Here is a 17,316-nt window from a genome sequence, read left to right as displayed (position 1 = left end):
ATGCTGGATGTCTCTTAGTAAAGGCCTTAATTCAATACCTGCTGATGTCATGATAAAATTTAGCGGCAGCTTATTGGATGACATCGCAACCTGCGCAATGATCGTAGAGCAACTTCTTCTTATTAATTCTAAGAAATCCATAATTATTTTTCCTGGTGGCGGAACAATTGATAATTATATAGAAAATTATGCTTCTCAGCAGAAATTAGGCAAAGTGGTTATGCATAAGAGCACCGTATTAGCTCTGGATCAAAATGCATTAATTATATCTAGCTATTCTAAAGAGATCGTACCGTTTACTACCGTGATCGAATGCAGGGAAATATTGAAGGAAGGTAAAATTCCCGTTTTTATGCCTTCTCAAGCCATCTTTGTTCTGGATCCTTTTCGTTATAATGCTGTTGTTAGTTCGGATAGTATGGCTCTTTACTTTTGTAAAATGTTTGATTTACCAGAGCTGATTCTCTTGAAAAGTGTAGATGGGGTATTGGATCAAGAGAACAAACTCCTTAGGGATATTTCCTTTCAACAATTAAAGGAACTGCAACAGGACCTAGTAGATGAGCTTTTTCCTTATTTAGCCGAGAGGGAGCAGGTTCCAATAATGTTGATGAATGGACGAAGACCTGGTGTGTTAAGTGATTATTTACTTTTGAACCGAACCATAATAGGGACCTTGGTTCGATGAACAGAACGATACACCGCCATATGACCCTTTATCCGCTGCTAGTAAGTAAATATATGTATCCTATCTTCGATGATACTGAAGTACAAGTAGAATCGCATATTTCTGTTTACTATCAAATTATGAAGCTTATGTTTGATGAGGGAAAAGGACTATCCCACTTAATGATTCCCTTTATCCGAAAGTATCACGGAATTGATGAATTTCAAGATAGTGTTCGTTTACTAAGCAATGATCAGCGGCGTATCATGCGCGCTATTTATTATTTAGTCGGTATAGAGAATCATTTGGCTCCTATTGAAGCAGCTCAACATTCATTATACTTTCCCCACTTTTTAACCATTGTTCCGAAAAGTTCATCTATATTCCGTAATCCGAGTTACTTAGAGTTGTATCCAAAGTTGAAAGAAATCAGGAAAATATTTGGAGTCCACTTGTATGTTACAACTAAAGATGTAAAGCAAAAACTGTACCCAAATGTAGTAAACTCTATAAATGAATATAATGGAATGCTTTCAAATATGTTTCGTATTTGTGCTGAAGTTTCTTCATATTTAGAAAAATCCAATATTCAGTACGCCCTTGGGGGTAGTTTCTCACTGTATCTTCAGAAAAAAAACAGATGTTCGAATGACATCGATTTTGTGTTATTAGAAACTCAATCTGCGAAAGAGATAGGAAACATCATCAGTTACATGTCAGAAAATGTTCAGTGTAAGCTTGGATATCAAGATGAATACGGGCTAAGTTTCTCATCGGACCTTTGGAATATATCAATTGATATGGATATTACACAACATTACTGCCAGCCCCTTAGGCTACCTATTACCAAAAGTATGGTTAAGATTGAGGACAATGAATTACCTGTGTTAAGTTACTGGGATATTTTTTGTTTTAAGAAAAAATATGGACGGCTTAAGGATCTATCTTCAATATACGCATCTTTGAACAGAAAGGATTTTGTATCATTTATGAGCTGAGAATAACCATCATAAAACAAGTGCTAAGGATGAATTAATAATGAAACTTGATAGCTATTTTAATGACTTTAAAAAAACAGGCTCAGATTTATGGAGACCGTATTGCGATATTTTGGGAACATTACAGTTTTCACGTTTGCACTTGTCCATGGTTGATGGCTCCCACGATACAGTAAGTAAATATTTGCCGGTGCTTGATCATCACTGGTGTCTTAGTAGGGGGAAACACTACTATGATATTAAATCAGCTGTAGGAGATCTCCCCGAATTGGCACAGTTATGTTATGAGTTACTAATGCAACGAACAAAATATATCCTTTTTCTACCCTTTGTAACCGCTGCAATTGTTGAAAATTTATTGAATATATTAATGGCCGTCACCTATATGTACTGGCAGTACTCTACCGACCATAAACAGCAGAATGATCATTATACAAAATTACTGGTTCAGCTAAATGAAACAACGGAGAAGCTAGCATCCATCCATATTTCATTATTATACTCGTTACCGTATCCCAAGGAGGAAATAGATAGTATTGACTGGGATATGATTGCGTATTTACCTGCATCAATCCCTGAGGGAGTGGAATATAGGAGTTTCAGAGAAGTAGATAATAAATTTAAAATATTGGATGAAATTCAGTTTTTGAAACAACATGTAACAGAAAACAATAATATTCATATTGTTGTTTTTCCGTTATACGGGGCTCAGGCCCTGGGAGTTTATTGGGCAGGGTATGAGCGGCTTAGACGATTATACAATAATTATTCTAATCAACAATCCGTATTTTTTTTAAGAATTGGATTTTACGATCAATCATCTACAAATTTCTATGGACTGAATGGTGAATGGAATTTAAACAAGATCATACCTGAGGGACTCATTTCGCCGTTTACTGAGTACATAAAGGATAAGAATGTGTTGATCGTGGACGACAACTTTGGGACAGGGAACACATTCAAGGCCTGTCGAAAGTTAATATCTGATCTGGGAGGGAAGCCTTACTGTAGAAGTTTGGAAACCTCGTGGACATTATTTGAGTACGCTGGGTGCAGTAAACAAGTTAGTATGATATTAGATTTCCCAAGCTTGCGCTCCTATTTCCATCACTCTAAGCAAAAAGAACTGGTAGAATTCATATTACGCGGAGAGTTTACTGAGTATTCAAAAAACATTGACGAACTAAAGCTCCCAGAGCTTTTAGACCAACTTGCGTTAAATATGAGTAAAGCAAAAAAATTAAATATCTGGAGAGAAGATCAATTCGCCTTGATGCAGCAAGAAATACAAGATGCCGGTAACTACTGGATTGAGCGCAGTTATCCAGAAAAGGTGTATTTCGAGGTGATGCAATGAATGCTTCACTTTTGCCACCAAGTCATTGTAGCTTAAAAAATTGGAGATTAAATGTTGATTTTTTTAATGGAACCATAATAAATAGGGAATGGGATAATGCGGTACAGCTTACTCAGCGACTAACTGAAAATAACGTTCCTATCTGTCTTGTAGATATTAATCGTTCAAAGCATAACGGGAATAACGATGACATCCTGCTAAATTTCATTAGTGGAAAACAAAATTACTATTGGGTGGCGGGGGGAGTCTCAAGTATAGAGAGGGTAAACCAACTCATAGAAGCTGGAGCCAAAGGTGTTATATTAAGCTCCGCGATGTATAAAAATAATGATATAGACCATACATTTCTCAGGTCATTAATGATAAGTTCCTTAGCCCAAAAAGTCATTCTCTCAGTTGATTTTAATGACAGTCAAATCAGAACGTATGGATTTGACGGGACGGTAGATCTAACCTGGGATTACGTGCTTGACACGGTGTATAGGATTGGACCATTTCAAATTCAAATCGTAGATGTGAAAGCGTCTATTTATAGGAAAAAGCCGAACTTAGAGTTATTAAATAAGATCAGACAAAAATACTCCGAAAAAATGTTCTGGTATGCAGGAAATATTGGATCATGGAATGAGGCGGAAGTGTTGTCTAAGATCGGATTCCACCCTGCGGTTGGACAATCATATTTGCGTAATGAATTAGGACTTAGCTAAGGAGAAGTGGATATATGAACACGTATGATCAATTATATATCGACGGTGGGGAAAAGGCAGTACAATTTCCTTCACCACATTATGTCTGGCCGCTTGTAAGCGAGGAATGTATACAAGAAGTTCACGATTATTTAGTAGAAAGAAAACCCCTTTCTATTTCAGACGTATCGGGTGTAGTGGAGGAACTTGAGGAGCTAATAAAAGATTATTTCTCTTCTAATTATGTATTAACAACGAACTCGGGAAGCAATGCATTGCATGCGAGTTATATTGCACTAGACTTGCCGGTAGGATCTGAAATTATCGTTCCAGTATCGACATTTCATGCAAGTATTACACCTGCGATTCATTGTGGTTTAACTCCTATATTAGTAGATGTTGAAGAGGATAACGGTAATATTAGCCCGGCAGGGCTAATAGATGCCATAACACCGAATACATCTTGTGTGGTTGTCACTCATTTGTGGGGACATCCAGCAGAGATGAAAGAGATTGTAGATATCTGCAAACAAAAGAATATTAAGCTTATAGAAGATTGCTCCCACGCCTTCGGATCTACTTATCAGGGTATGAAAGTAGGGACTTTTGGCGACATTTCCGTGTTTAGCATGCAGGCGTCAAAAACAGTACCAGCGGGAGAAGGCGGATTCCTAATAACAAAACATCGCAAGTATTACGAGAGAGCATGTTTGGTAGGGCATTATCGTGGAAGATCTATAACAGACGTAACCGATCCGTTTTTGAAGCAGTTTGCAGAAACCGGTTATGGATTGAAATATCGTATACATCCGTTAGCAGCCGTTATTGCAAAGCATGAATTTGCAGCTCTTGCTGATAAGATAAAGCATCGAGATAAATACGTAAATCTATTAAATGAAGCTATAGCAAAATCTAAGGGGATAATCGCTCCATCCGTTCGCAGTCATGTGACGATGGGGGGCCATTTCGGTTATAAACCAACATTTGTAGAAAATCAACTATTTCGAAAGGGTAAAGCGATCACTTGCGATGAATATATTGAGATTCTAGGCAACGAAGGAGTCGAAATCCATCGACCGTCAGTGAAACCACTTACTCATATGGAGATTTTCTCTAAAGATTACGTAGGTTTAGAGTTTGCAAAAGACACATGGAGACCTATTCTTAGGGGGCCATTCGTTGGATGCGATAAATATTACAAAAATTTGCTGAGTCTTCCTCCATTTATTTCTCCTACATCAAAAGAGATTGTTGAAAGTTATGCGAAAGCGATCATTAAAGTATCCAACAATTTATCCAATTTGGAGGGGGAATAAAATTGTATACAAGACAGTATTCCAATTGTATGCGTGTAATTGAGTTGAAAAGTAGGTCGCTAGATTTGTTAAAGCATATGGATCATTATTTGTATCCAGAAAAGGGAACTATTCATTCACCGTACCAATATGTAGAGGCTAACTTAGTGGAAGAAGTGCCTATGGATCATATGGTCGATTTCGACTACTTAACCGGTGAGTACGGTGAATCGTTAAGATACAAGCAATGTGATGGCGTAACAACCATATACAATACAACGAATCGAAGCAAGATAGTGAAAAAAAAGAATAAGATAGATGTTCAAAGCGACAACTTATCAGGTTTGTTTATGGACACATATCGTGTAATCAGACAGCTACAGATATGGGACTTGCTTAATTCCGGTGGAGTTATACTCCATGCTTCTGGCGTTCAAAAAGAAGGTGAGGTAACATTGTACGTTGGGAACAAAGGGGCCGGAAAAACAACTGCTTTGTTCCAGGAGCTATTGGCACAGCCTGAGGAGAATTCAATGCTATCCAATGATAGAGTTATACTCTTTGTGAAAAACGGCTCTCTTCTAGTATTTGGATGGCAAGCAGTTGCTCATGTAGGTCTTGGGACGATCTATGGAACGGTAGGAATTGGGAGCCTTCGAAACATTCATGAGAATGCTGGGGGAACGGCGTATTTATTGACTCAACATGAGTTAATTACTGATGCGCTCATAGATGAGTTATTAACCAAGACGTCAGATCAAATGAAATCGATTAAAGAAAAGATAATGTTGATGCCGTGGGAGATAGCGAAGCTTACGGGTTCGTATATAAGAGAAGGTTACGGTCGTGTAAGTAAGGTGATTTGTCCCACTCTTTGCTTTGATGGTGAGAGCGGCAACAAAGCTGAGGACGAGAATGCAATTATTGATCAATCTTTTATTGCAATGGAGGATTTATCGTTTTTTAGCGATTGGCTTGGACTAAGACAAGACTCGAATTACACAGAAAATGTCCGAGTTATTAAAGAGGCAATGAGCAAAGTGCATACTTTTTCAGTAGAAGGTGCCAATTTGGTAAAGTATTAATTTTACTAAAAGAGAGGTTGATATGGAGACTTACAAGGATAGAGTACGCTTATTACGTCGAGAAGTATATCAAATGGGGAAAAAAGTAGAGAGGAAATGGGAGAAAGAGCTACTAACATCAGAGCATATTTGCTTTACAAATAGGGACATACCTTTACGAAAATATATCGACGATGTAGGTGGATTCAGAATTATGCGGGATGAATGGTCGCAGCTCCCGCTAATTTTGCGAGACTTCTTTGCACAACGAGCTCATTTTGATAAACGATATGTTATCTTCCGCGGATATGATTACTATAAGTTCGATCCTACGATACATTTGCCAGCGTCTTCTTTTAATGAAAATATGGCTTGGTTCGAACTTGTCAATAGATGGATGCTTTATGCTTCGTATTTCTCAAAGATTGAGAATGAGATTACCCAGCCTTCTATATTCTTTCCAACCTGGCTGGCTTCTTTAAGTTACTTTGAGTGGATTTTTAATGATCTTTGTTCTATGAGATGGACAGGACTATGTATAGAATGTTATTACCACAAAGAAAATGAAAGCGTTCCGAAGCAAATTTTAAAGTGGATAGAAGCGATTGAGCATGGTTTAGAAGTAGCCGCACAGATGTTGATCGATGTAGGATACCGCCGTTGGAAGGAAAACCCTTCTATTCACGAAAAATCGAAAAGATTGAAACAAGTGCTTCAAAGTAGTGATATCACTATGCAAGCTGAATGTATTGGAGAACTTATTCAACGTGTTGGCGCTAATGGGTGGGTGCGCTCAATTCGCGAAGGAGATCAGTTGTGGATCGTATGTTCCATGTTTGAAAATAAGGTCATACCCTTGCTACCAAGCCAAGATACCCCTTTACATATCCTAAGTAATGCATTTGGAGGCATTCATATTGGATATCTGTGGAAGGCTATGTTGTTAAATAGAGGTGTTCTGAAGGTTCAGCAACATGTGATACGTACTTCCGTTCACGAGGCGGAGATGAACCGGATGAAGGGATTATACGAGACTCTTACTGTTGAGAAGATGAATGGAATCATAATTCATACCGATGATTCCATTTTTTCTGGCAAAACACATAAGAGAGTATTAAATTTATTAATGAATACAAGCGACCCCATTCATTTTGTGCCATTAACTTTAGACATTGGTACGATTTATAACCATCCAGAAGAGCTAACCTCTCAAGGGATGCCGATCAATGAATGCATCGATCAGATCGAACAATTCGCGAGGGGTATTGATGGGTATTTGCCGGTTGCCCGTAGTTATTGGGCAATTAAGAAGATACAACGGAATCAGAAGTATGAGAGTTCCAATCCCCATTTTAAAAAAATTGTGGATGGTTCTGATCGTTTGGTTGGAATGCTCTGGAACCGATTTTCATCGGAAATACTAAAAAAGGCGGGCCAAATATGATTTTTGAAATTAATCCTATCTATAAGTCTTACGTTATGTCTTGGGAGGACTACGAAGATCATATTCAAAATTTAATTAAAAAAATAGAAGCAGCATATTTTATTCCAGAAATTATTGTGGGTATTTTTCAAGGGGGATGGATTGTAGGACAATCTTTATTAGATTACTTTCCCGACGCCAGAATGGTTGGCTGTCAGGTGAATTACAACGATAAGATTCCTTCGCCATTGTATTTTGTCACCGACGAACGGAAAGGACAGTTCCATTCATTCGTGAGTGATAAAAAAATATTAATCGTTGACGAGGTCATCGATAGCGGGAGAACACTTTCATTTTTTAAAGAAGATATACTATCACTGGGTTCAAATCAAGTAAAGGTTGCTAGCTTTTATCATTTTGAGCATTCTAAACTATTTCCGGATTTTAGTGTTCGGAAGTTGTCTGATCCATTAAATATTGTATTCCCATGGAGATTTCGACGAGATATCGATACATTAATTTATAATGTGCTGCAAGAGACACCAATTACGATCGAAGCTTTAGCTCGGCTATTACATACGACATTTGGTTATAACTTCCCACTTCAAACAGTTGAACTAGGGGTCTCACGACTGAATAGTCAAAATGCTCTGTTTAGGGAGGGGGGAAGCGTGCGTAAGAAGATGTGAAAAAATCATGAAGCAAGTGTTTCTGGTAACGCGTTCATCGACGACAAAACCATCGGATTAATGCCCACAAGACCTCCTCTGTTGGTTTGGCAATAAAAGATTTTGAAGAAGCATGTAACGCACGCTCTTTAAGAAAGAATATCGAAAGGTTGGGATTATGACATGGGTTTTTCAACCCAAATATTATCAAAGGGTGGGGTAGATTTCTTCGCGCCCTTTGTTTTTTACTATAAAGGGAAAAAGAGAATGTTTGTAACGACAGGTCCAGTTTCTCAAAAAAAGTATGTTGATAGGCTCTGGGGTTTAGAAGACGAGGTGGCAAAATACGAGAAATGGTATGTTTCTGGGGCGAATACCATTCAACTCTATGAGGAAATAACTAAGGGGAATTGGCGTAAACTTAGCTTTGGTTTCCCGGATATAAATCAGTTTGATGAAATGATGGGATGTTCATTCCTTGAACAAAATCACAAGATGTACTTGTTTTTTAGCGGAAAAATAGGCAATATGTGGAGTTTATATATTATCGAAGGTATAGATGGAGAAACATGGGGATCCTCAAGAGAGGTCCTTAAACCATCTCTTCATACAGATCAAGAACACGTCTTTTTACCATCCGTATTAATGGTCAATGGTCAATTTCACATGTGGTATGTTGGACGGAATTACAATAATCGACGTATTCATTATGCTGTAAGCAGCGATTTATATTGTTGGGATAAAAAGGGGGTAGTATTTGACTTAGGAAATCAAGGAGATCCTGATGATTATGCTACGGATTGTCCATCTGTAAAATATGTAAACGAGCTCTTCGTTATGGCCTACGGCGGCGGGTTAATGAGAGGCATTATGTTGGCTTCAAGCCAAGATGGATTGAAGTGGAATCGAGTTAAACCAGAGATATTTAGAGGACCTTCAACGAGCAAGGATCATCTCTATGCGTTTTATCCAAGTCTGTATTTGGATGAACAGGACTCCTTTCGAATTATTTATGCAGGAGAAAACCGCGACAATGAATGGTCCATTTTTGAAAGAAAAGAAACATATGATATGCATAATTTGATGAAAGTTGAACCCTATGAAGTAAACATAGAGTGGTATGAAAAGGCCCTTCACATAATTAGCAAGGTTCCTCCAAAATATATGGGGGAGCCAGATGATTGCCATCAGGATATAGAAAAATATAATAATAAGTTAGAAGGGATTCAGCAAATTAGACCAAGCTCTAGTCCTTTGTTTTTGGTAGAATACAATAAAACCCCAATTAAAGAAGTATTCAAGTTAGGGCGATCCAGAGAAAAACTCGAGGTGGAATACGAATTTCGCAATCGATTCAGCAGGGTATTACCAGTTATTCCGGCAGCAATTAAATATATCTCACAAACACCAATAATGATTATGCCTTATGTTGAAAATGCAGTAGAGCTTGCTAAATATGCGACTATTCATCCAGAGAGATTTATGAACATATTGGAAGACTTACTAGACCGGTTTGTGACTATAACAAGACAAACAATGATTCCTTACGATATTGAATTAATAAATTTCACGGGTCAGACACCTCAACTGATGATCCAATGGCTACGAAAACTACTTATACAGGGATTAAACCCACTATTTTTAAACCCTATTATTGTTAATGGGAAACGGTTGGGATGTTCAATATATGAAGAATTAAGCAGATGCGATAAAGTGATAGAGACTACGCCAGAATGGATCAGCATGTTTACGGGTGATAATCACTTTCGTAATTTTCTTGTAACGGAAGCTGAAGATTATTATGCATTGGATTTCGAGTTTTCTGGATATATCGACCTGGACTACACAGTAGCTAAATTTATTGGATCTGCAATCAAGCACTTAAATGTCACTCAGAATGAGTCAATCGCCGTTAATCAGAATGGTACGTTTGTTGATTACGAATTCATGGATGACGTGCATCGGAGTATGCTTTCCACTAGTTGGTTTTTTGATAAACTGCAATCATTGCCGATTAATTATTCACGTGTTTACGCGTTGCTTTTTAGTAAATTGTATTTTCGATTAGATCAAGTTTGGCAGCGTTCCTCCGAGGAGAGGGCTAAAAATGTTGCAATGGCTGTAGTTGCTATACAATTATTTCGTAATCAGGATGATGGCCATGTATAAAAATTTCGATGCAATTATTTTCGATTTAGATGACACATTAATCGATGATCACGGAAATTGGATTCGTTCTGTTGAGCGGATTAGTTCCTTTATTGTGAGTACATTTAATGTAGGCCCCAGTATTAGTGAACAAGATATTTTTCAGTCCTATTTACTTATCTCTGATGAACTTTGGAGTAACTATGAGAGTAGACTTAAACCCCTTGGCAACTCAATAGAGATTCGTAAGTTTGTTTGGAATGAAGCCCTTACCAACATACAAGTCTTCTTAGAGAAACAACATTTAGAAGATTTGGTTAGGGAATTTAGTGTCTATCGGGAACAGATCTTTCCTGATATGCGCTTAAGAGAAAAACTGTTGAAGTTAAAGCGAAAATATAAACTTGCGATCTGTACAAACGGGACGAAGGAGACGCAATTTATAAAAATTGAAAAGGCCGGACTCGAGGGGATTTTCGATACTATCATATGTAGTGATGATGTAGATGTAAGGAAGCCACACCCATATATCTATAATTATTGCGTTGAACAATTAGGAACTAGTGTAGATCAGTGCATTTTTGTTGGGGATTCATGGGAATATGACATTGTAGGCGCACTCGACATTCATATGAGATGTGCGTGGATTCTTAAAAATGATTCAAAAATGAATATAAATGTACCAGCCCAGGTTTCTATTTATTCTTCTGCTGTTCAATTTATTGATTCTATTTTTAATGTAGAAAATCAATCATGTTAAAATCTCAACTTTCGCAGAGTGAAAATTAGCTTAGCAGTAGGCGTGGTATAGGTTTGAAGTCAACTAAATAGTTGACTTGACGCCATAGAAAAACACCGCTTCGTTTGGTAAAGTGAAGGTGTCGAACAATCACTACCATACAGAAGAGGTGTCCTCCCTATGATAGACCAACAACCGTCATTTGATCAACTGCCAAACGAAATTAAACCGGCGTTTCAGGAGTTACATGTGCTGAAACACTTGCGCAGCGCGGGTTTCAAGAAAAAATGTGGCTACACCTGCTCCGCTCTTTTCCGTCTCGTGTTCGTTCTCTTGTTCTACCAGAAGAACTGGTTTCGCCTCTTGGAAAGCAAGAAAGGGGAGGCGTTCCCCGGCAAGGATGCCGTCTACCGCTTTTTGAATCACGGTGGCTTTGCTTGGCGACGATTTCTGCTGTCACTTAGCGGCGATACCATCTCGCGCATGGAGACGCTCACCTCCGAGCTCCGAGAGAAGGCGTTTGTTTTAGATGACTCCATGTTAGAGCGCAACCGAAGCAAGACCGTGGAAATGCTTGCTCGCTTTAAGGACCATGCGACAGGTGCCTTCTACAAAGGCTTCCGCATGCTGACCATGGGCTGGTCTGATGGACACTCCTTCGTTCCGATTGATTTTACGCTGCTTAGCTCGGCTACCTCCGGTATCAATGGAATGATGGAGGGCATCGATAAGCGTAGTCATGGCTACAAGCGCCGGAAGGAAGCTTTTTGTTCGGCTCCGCAGGTCGTTGCGGCCATGCTGGATCGAGCCCCCCAAGCCGGATTCTCGGCTTCGTATGTGCTCATGGATAGCTGGTTTACGCACGCGCCACTCATCGGGTGTGTTTTGTCAAGTAGAATTCCTTGGTTTGGTCATCGCTTTTTCCCTGGTCTGTTCATCGGTTTTCCCTTGGTATTATCGTCAGGAATTCCCTGGTTTTATCATCAAAAATCCCTGGTTAATTTCCAGTTTTCCTGGTCATTTTTGGCGCATGAGGGCGTGTTTCAAGCGGTGGCTCTCACCTTCGAAAACAATGAGCTGTCCGTGATGGGCAAGTCGGTCTATCATCGCCGCCGCCATCTGGTCGTCCGTAAAAATGCTGCCCCATTTGGAGAACTCCAGATTGGTTGTTAGGACCAGACTACGTCGTTCGTAGCTCGCGGCAATGACTTGGAACAAGAGTTGCGCTTCCTCCCGGTCCATCGGCAGATAGCCCCATTCGTCAATAATCACGAGATCCGCTTTCTCCATATCTTTCATCGTACGCTCCAGCGCCCCGGCGCGCTTACTCTCGCTCAGGCGAGTGACGAGCGTTGCGGCTGTAAAGAAACGCGTCGCTATCCCTAGCTCGCAAGCCTTCACACCCAGCGCAATCGCCAGATGCGTTTTGCCGGTTCCGACAGGGCCGTAGAGCATCAGGTTCTTTTTGTCCCGGACGAACTGACACGAGGTCAGTTCGTCCGGATGCAGCGTCGACGGCAGCCGCAGCGAATTCAGTTCGTCGCCTTCCAGCGTTTTGCGAATGGGAAAGGCCGCACGCTGGAACAGCCTGGCTTTTCGCAGCCGTTCGCGGTGCTCCAGCTCTTCCCGGAACACTTGGTGGAGGAATTCTTCCTGCTTGGGCGTCGCTTCCAGATCGCATAATCGTACCGCGTTCTGGCTCAGAATGAGCTGCCTGCAAAACTGAGCGATCTCACTTCGAATCTGGCTTCTATCCATCAGAGTCCTCCTGTCGGCATCGGCATCAGGGCGTCGTCGTACAGACGCATATCCGGTCCTGGCGTCGCCTCCGTGTCCAGTCCGTACCCGGCGATGCGGGCGGCAATCATCGCCGTGTTCGCCGAGATGCCGTCTGCACGCCGACGGACAATCGTTTCCTGCAAGCTGGTGACCGCGACATCCAGGCCGTAGCGCTCGGACAGGTCCTTGACCATGCGCAACGCTTGACGCAGGCCGCTGCGGTCCAGATCGTCCATATAATCGCGCACGTCGTAGGACATCTGGGAACGCATCGCGCTGTTCTTCCAGGCACCCGGCTTGGCAATGAGCGAATCCAACATCGTCAGCCAATCGACTGTATCGGTACGGATGTTGCCGAACTGCCGGTGGTGCCTGGAGATCGGATCGCCTGCCGCATCGAGCGGCTCAATGACATGAGCGCCGACTCGGACGACAATCTCTTCCTCGGCGTACATGGGTGACGACGTGTAAGTATGCTTACCGTCGAGTACGAACTTGCCGTAACCGTTCGTTTTCAGATGTTCATAGCGGCAGGCTTCAAATGGCAGCCGGGGCAGCGGCAGCATCGCTTTTCGATCCTCCTCGAAGAGCTCGCAGATTGGCGTGTCCTTCTTGTAGTGCTCGCGAAGGTTGTCCAGGTCGCACATCTGCAGCAGGTCTGTATTCCATTCGACGAGCGACGGCGCGGAGGGCAGCGGCACGAAGTAGTTGCGACGGACGTAGCCCACCTTGTTCTCCACATTGCCCTTTTCGTGCCCGCTGGCCGGATTGCAGAAGGTCACCTCAAAGCCGAAGTGCGCCTGAAAGCGTTGGAACAACTGGGTCAGTCTCACGGTCTCGCCGATACGTCTTCCCGCGCTGGTTGCGTTGTCCAGCACCAAGCGCTTCGGCACGCCGCCGATATGCTGGAACACATCCATCAGTCCTTGGCAGAGACATTCCGACGTCTCTCCCAAAAAGCACTGCACAAAGGCCGCGTTGCTCTGCGGGAAGGACACCACCAAATAGCCGCAGGCACTGTGAATGCCGTTCACGATTACATCGCATTCACCGAAGTCAGCCTGCGCCTCACCCGGATGCCACTGGAGTTCCAGAAAGCCGTTCTTGCTTAGTTTCTGTTGTTGGCGTACGAGGCGCACGTATCGGTTGACCGTTGGATAGGAGCAGTCAAACGCCGGACGCTCCCTGCAAAGCCGGTCGTACACGCGCTGTCGGGTGTGCCGTTGTTTGTAGCGGTTCTTCTCATCCTCCTTCAGCCAAGCTTCAATTGTGGCCTTGTACGGATCGAGCTTGGATACGCGCGCCTCCGCTGTCGGTGCCTTAGGAGAGAAGTCCTCCTGCTCCATATACTTGCGCACCGTCTTTGGATCCATCCCGATCTCCCTGGCGATCTGATAAGGTCCCAGCTGTTGCAGTTGCAGCTCTTTCACGCGGTGAATCTGCTCCATGCTCTTCGTCATCCTTTCTCCTCCTTGTTGCCGTACAAGGAGAATTATCGGTTTTACGATGACGACGCAGGGGGCTCTCTCCACCGAAGGAATTTCCAGTTCCGATCAAGGAATTCCTGATGATCAGAACAGGGATTTCCTGTTGATCGCAACAAGGAATTTCTATTGATCGAAACCTCCATTTCTATTTGATCATAAACACATCGGGGAAGTGCTCTCCCGCAGGATGCATGTCATCGGCATGGTTAAGAACGACAACAAGCGCTTTCTCGTAGGCGACAGGCGGTTGAGTCTGAAGGAGCTGTATGCGGCTGCGCCGCGTGTCCAAGGAAGAAACCGCAATATCCTTCGTCTCATCCGTACTGAACTGGTGCCAGGCATTCCAGTAACCGTTGTCTTTGTTCGTCATCGCTCGAAGAAAAACGAGTGGCTGGGTTTGCTTTCTACTGATCTGACGCTGGAGGCCTCCGACATCATCCGGATTTACCGGATGCGCTGGGACATTGGCGTGTCCAGCTAAGGACACAACCCCTAGTCCGTGAAAGTCCGACCAAGAGAAAAGACGAAACTCTTGTAGCCTGAGAGGCACCGCGGAACGAAAGTGAACCGGAGAAGCCCTCTGACAAAACGTTTTCTAGGAACGTCGGCAAAACTCCAGGTTGTAACGTACAGTGAACGTAGACGTAGCCTCGTTACACGCAATTCCTGTGGACTGAGACGGTCGATAACGCGCGAAAGCAGCAAGAACTGACCGAAAGCGTCTGAAACGGCAGTTCTCACCGGCGACATGGAGGGAAAGAGGTTGTGGAAACTGGAGAAGCCCTTGGCATCCGGTGAAGAAAGCTCATCGAGGAGGCCGTCCCTATAACCGCGATCGGGAAGTGGGACAGGCAGGTGCCAGGGTGGCGGATCGGGCCGTAGTACTAATGATCCGCGTGCAGCAAAACGCGCGGGGAAGGAAGGGCCCGGACCTGTAAGCAAATCCGTACGACCAAAGGAGGCAAGGGTGCCATGACAAAAACACCTATCAGTTTGCAGGAGCTAAGCCGACGGATATATCGAAAGGCGAAGGTCGAACCTACACACCGTTTTTGGGGACTATTTATACATGTCACCCATATGAATACCCTTCAGGAAGCATACCAACTAGCGAAGAAAAACGGAGGTGCCCATGGTATTGACGGAAAAAGCTTTGCAGATGTAGAGCGTGAAGGGGTTATCCCGTTTCTGGAAAACATTCAAATTGAACTTCAAACGGGAACGTACCGCTCACAAGCTAACCGCAAAGTAGAGATCCCGAAGGCAAATGGAAAAATGCGGACGCTGCAAATTCCAAGTATTCGAGACCGAGTAGTGCAAGGGGCTCTGAAAATGATTCTGGAGGCGATCTTTGAGGCAGACTTCTGTGCGAACTCCTATGGATTTCGACCGAAACGCTCTCCCCATCAGGCATTGGCAGAAGTGAGGCGCAGTGTACTACGTCGGATGACGATGGTCATTGATGTGGACCTGTCCCGATACTTTGACACCATAAGACACTCGGTACTGCTGTATAAGATCGCAAAACGTATTCAAGATCCGCAGATCATGCAGTTGGTCAAACAGGTGATAAAGGCAGCAGGTAAAATCGGCGTACCGCAAGGTGGTCCGTTTTCACCACTGGCTTCCAACATCTACCTAAACGAAGTCGATTGGGCGTTTGACGCCATAAGGCGGAAAACAGCGGAAGGAGAATTTAAAGCTGTTAACTACCATCGCTTTGCAGATGATATGCTGATCACAGTGAGCGGACATTCCAGTAAGCGTGGCTGGGCAGAACTAGCCCTGCAACGACTACGCGAACAATTGGAGCCTTTGGGTGTGGAACTCAACTTGAAGAAAACGCGAATGGTCAATGCCTTAAAAGGAGATGCATTCGCATTTCTGGGATTTGACCTGCGGAGGATCCAGAACAGAGGCAAAACCGGTACGTTTATCCTCATGACACCGAAAAAGAAAGCCCGTACAGCGGTGAAAGCGCGAATCCGTGAAGTGATACGAAATGGTGGCGCAAAACCAGCCAAGGAGATTGTCAAACAAATAAATGCGATCTTAGCCGGATAGGTGAACTATTTTCGGGTGGAGAATTCCAGTGACGCCTTTAGCGAAGTACGCGACTACACGGAGATGAAAATCCGAACATTGCTGACCAGAAGGAAACGAAGACGGAAAAGTAGCATTGGATGGCGGAGATGGAGTAACGAATACCTTTATGACGTGCTTGGGTTGTACTGGGACTGGAAAGTCCATCCCCTGAAAAACGCTAACGGGTTTCGATGAAAGTGTCCGCTATACGATAGATCTCATAACCCTTTCGATGAAGCTTACGGGGTGAACTGCTTGAGGGAAAACCTCACGAGAGCAGTTCTTATGGGGAGGGGCTGGAAACGGACCGCCGGCACCGCGCCAGTCCTTTACCCGACAGGTGTTCTTTAAGTGCACCAAGTCCTTGCTTCGCTTGCCAAAAGAGTTCCAGGGTCGCTCGTATGATTTGCTCGTGAGCCACACGACGATTGTCTTTTCCCGTTACATTCTGCTCTCTTGGCAGCATCGCCAAAGTACCGATGCCCGGTCGTTTGGCGGCTTATTCTATTTACTGTTCGACGAAGTCGGCGAATTGGACTGGGCTGTTGCTTTGCAACAGCTGCTGGACCTGATTCAGGAAGTCGCCTCCAAAGCCGGGAAAAAGCTCTCGACTTTGATTCAACGTCAACTCCAACACTGGATCGCCGCTTTGCCCGGCTACATCAAGGCTTATCTACCGATTTCATGCTGCGAAAGTTGAGTTAAAATGTAATATACTAGACCTAAATCCAATTTCGGGGCATGAAGCAAGCTGCTAGACTTCACTACCTAAGTAAGCTATTCAGGGCAATCGCTTACGAAACTGAGCACAAGCAAGGGAAAATTAAGGGTGAATGTTGAAATCACAAGGATAAGCTTCCAACAGGAGATGAACTTGTGATGAAAAAAAGTTTATTAGAGCTGTTTCAGGGCATTCCGGA

Annotated in this window: 12 protein-coding genes and 4 pseudogenes; 14 read left to right on the top strand and 2 right to left on the bottom strand. The window is 43.0% G+C overall.

The window, feature by feature from the left end; genetic code table 11:
• Nucleotides 1-7: 7 nt before the first annotated feature.
• The 11 genes and pseudogenes from JFN88_RS04445 to JFN88_RS04395 all read left to right on the top strand — a co-directional run.
• Nucleotides 8-688: an amino acid kinase family protein gene (locus JFN88_RS04445; RefSeq protein ID WP_199018126.1), complete on the top strand. Its 681-nt coding sequence runs from the start codon at nt 8-10 to the stop codon at nt 686-688.
• Complete coding sequence (locus JFN88_RS04440) at nt 685-1,665, top strand: hypothetical protein (RefSeq protein ID WP_199018125.1); 981 nt, start codon at nt 685-687, stop codon at nt 1,663-1,665. The genes JFN88_RS04445 and JFN88_RS04440 overlap by 4 nt, the downstream gene beginning before the upstream one ends.
• Before the next feature lie 40 nt (nt 1,666-1,705).
• Nucleotides 1,706-3,022 carry a phosphoribosyltransferase gene (locus tag JFN88_RS04435; protein WP_199018124.1) on the top strand — a complete coding sequence of 439 codons (1,317 nt, stop codon included), beginning with the start codon at nt 1,706-1,708 and terminating at the stop codon, nt 3,020-3,022.
• Complete coding sequence (locus JFN88_RS04430) at nt 3,019-3,729, top strand: HisA/HisF-related TIM barrel protein (RefSeq protein WP_199018123.1); 711 nt, start codon at nt 3,019-3,021, stop codon at nt 3,727-3,729. The genes JFN88_RS04435 and JFN88_RS04430 overlap by 4 nt, the downstream gene beginning before the upstream one ends.
• A gap of 14 nt (nt 3,730-3,743) precedes the next feature.
• The gene (locus tag JFN88_RS04425; RefSeq protein ID WP_199018122.1) at nt 3,744-5,024 is read left to right on the top strand and encodes an aminotransferase class V-fold PLP-dependent enzyme; all 1,281 of its coding nucleotides are present in this window, start codon (nt 3,744-3,746) and stop codon (nt 5,022-5,024) included.
• A gap of 2 nt (nt 5,025-5,026) precedes the next feature.
• The gene (locus JFN88_RS04420) at nt 5,027-6,088 is read left to right on the top strand and encodes a hypothetical protein (RefSeq protein WP_199018121.1); all 1,062 of its coding nucleotides are present in this window, start codon (nt 5,027-5,029) and stop codon (nt 6,086-6,088) included.
• A 22-nt stretch (nt 6,089-6,110) separates the two neighbouring features.
• Nucleotides 6,111-7,511, top strand: coding sequence for a hypothetical protein (locus JFN88_RS04415; protein WP_199018120.1), 1,401 nt, complete (start codon nt 6,111-6,113; stop codon nt 7,509-7,511).
• On the top strand, nt 7,508-8,179 hold the full coding sequence (locus JFN88_RS04410; RefSeq protein WP_199018119.1) for a phosphoribosyltransferase: 672 nt from the start codon (nt 7,508-7,510) through the stop codon (nt 8,177-8,179). The genes JFN88_RS04415 and JFN88_RS04410 overlap by 4 nt, the downstream gene beginning before the upstream one ends.
• 162 nt (nt 8,180-8,341) lie before the next feature.
• Nucleotides 8,342-10,327, top strand: a complete 1,986-nt coding sequence (locus tag JFN88_RS04405) for a glycoside hydrolase family protein (protein WP_199018118.1) — start codon at nt 8,342-8,344, stop codon at nt 10,325-10,327.
• Nucleotides 10,320-11,066, top strand: a complete 747-nt coding sequence (locus JFN88_RS04400; protein ID WP_199018117.1) for an HAD family hydrolase — start codon at nt 10,320-10,322, stop codon at nt 11,064-11,066. Before JFN88_RS04405 ends, JFN88_RS04400 begins: the two co-directional genes overlap by 8 nt.
• Before the next feature lie 159 nt (nt 11,067-11,225).
• Nucleotides 11,226-11,933, top strand: a pseudogene (locus JFN88_RS04395) (IS4 family transposase); the annotation flags it as partial.
• Between the two features lie 129 nt (nt 11,934-12,062).
• Here the strand turns inward: JFN88_RS04395 and istB are convergent.
• Both istB and istA read right to left on the bottom strand, forming a co-directional pair.
• Complete coding sequence (istB, locus tag JFN88_RS04390) at nt 12,063-12,803, bottom strand: IS21-like element helper ATPase IstB (protein WP_199018116.1); 741 nt, start codon at nt 12,801-12,803, stop codon at nt 12,063-12,065.
• Nucleotides 12,803-14,284: an IS21 family transposase gene (gene istA / locus JFN88_RS04385; RefSeq protein ID WP_199018115.1), complete on the bottom strand. Its 1,482-nt coding sequence runs from the start codon at nt 14,282-14,284 to the stop codon at nt 12,803-12,805. The genes istB and istA overlap by 1 nt, the downstream gene beginning before the upstream one ends.
• Before the next feature lie 190 nt (nt 14,285-14,474).
• Here istA and JFN88_RS04380 point away from each other — a divergent pair.
• The 3 pseudogenes from JFN88_RS04380 to JFN88_RS04370 all read left to right on the top strand — a co-directional run.
• Nucleotides 14,475-14,783, top strand: a pseudogene (locus tag JFN88_RS04380) (IS4 family transposase); the annotation flags it as partial.
• A 500-nt stretch (nt 14,784-15,283) separates the two neighbouring features.
• A pseudogene (ltrA, locus tag JFN88_RS04375) lies at nt 15,284-16,591 on the top strand (group II intron reverse transcriptase/maturase).
• A 142-nt stretch (nt 16,592-16,733) separates the two neighbouring features.
• Nucleotides 16,734-17,096 (top strand): annotated as a pseudogene (locus JFN88_RS04370) (IS4 family transposase); the annotation flags it as partial.
• Nucleotides 17,097-17,316 lie beyond the last annotated feature (220 nt).

It is taken from the genome of Paenibacillus roseus (assembly GCF_016424485.1).
Classification (GTDB): Bacteria; Bacillota; Bacilli; order Paenibacillales; family Paenibacillaceae; genus Paenibacillus_D; species Paenibacillus_D roseus.
This window is presented reverse-complemented; position numbering and strand designations above follow the sequence as displayed.

What these genes read in the sequence shown, in the direction of transcription:
- JFN88_RS04405 (WP_199018118.1), top strand. Translation starts at nt 8,342, where the DNA reads ATGGGTTTTTCAACCCAAATATTATCAAAGGGTGGGGTAGATTTCTTC.
- JFN88_RS04415 (WP_199018120.1), top strand. Translation starts at nt 6,111, where the DNA reads ATGGAGACTTACAAGGATAGAGTACGCTTATTACGTCGAGAAGTATAT.
- JFN88_RS04430 (WP_199018123.1), top strand. Translation starts at nt 3,019, where the DNA reads ATGAATGCTTCACTTTTGCCACCAAGTCATTGTAGCTTAAAAAATTGG.
- JFN88_RS04435 (WP_199018124.1), top strand. Translation starts at nt 1,706, where the DNA reads ATGAAACTTGATAGCTATTTTAATGACTTTAAAAAAACAGGCTCAGAT.
- istA (WP_199018115.1), bottom strand. Translation starts at nt 14,284, where the DNA reads ATGACGAAGAGCATGGAGCAGATTCACCGCGTGAAAGAGCTGCAACTG.
- JFN88_RS04445 (WP_199018126.1), top strand. Translation starts at nt 8, where the DNA reads ATGTCTCTTAGTAAAGGCCTTAATTCAATACCTGCTGATGTCATGATA.
- istB (WP_199018116.1), bottom strand. Translation starts at nt 12,803, where the DNA reads ATGGATAGAAGCCAGATTCGAAGTGAGATCGCTCAGTTTTGCAGGCAG.
- JFN88_RS04410 (WP_199018119.1), top strand. Translation starts at nt 7,508, where the DNA reads ATGATTTTTGAAATTAATCCTATCTATAAGTCTTACGTTATGTCTTGG.
- JFN88_RS04400 (WP_199018117.1), top strand. Translation starts at nt 10,320, where the DNA reads ATGTATAAAAATTTCGATGCAATTATTTTCGATTTAGATGACACATTA.
- JFN88_RS04425 (WP_199018122.1), top strand. Translation starts at nt 3,744, where the DNA reads ATGAACACGTATGATCAATTATATATCGACGGTGGGGAAAAGGCAGTA.
- JFN88_RS04440 (WP_199018125.1), top strand. Translation starts at nt 685, where the DNA reads ATGAACAGAACGATACACCGCCATATGACCCTTTATCCGCTGCTAGTA.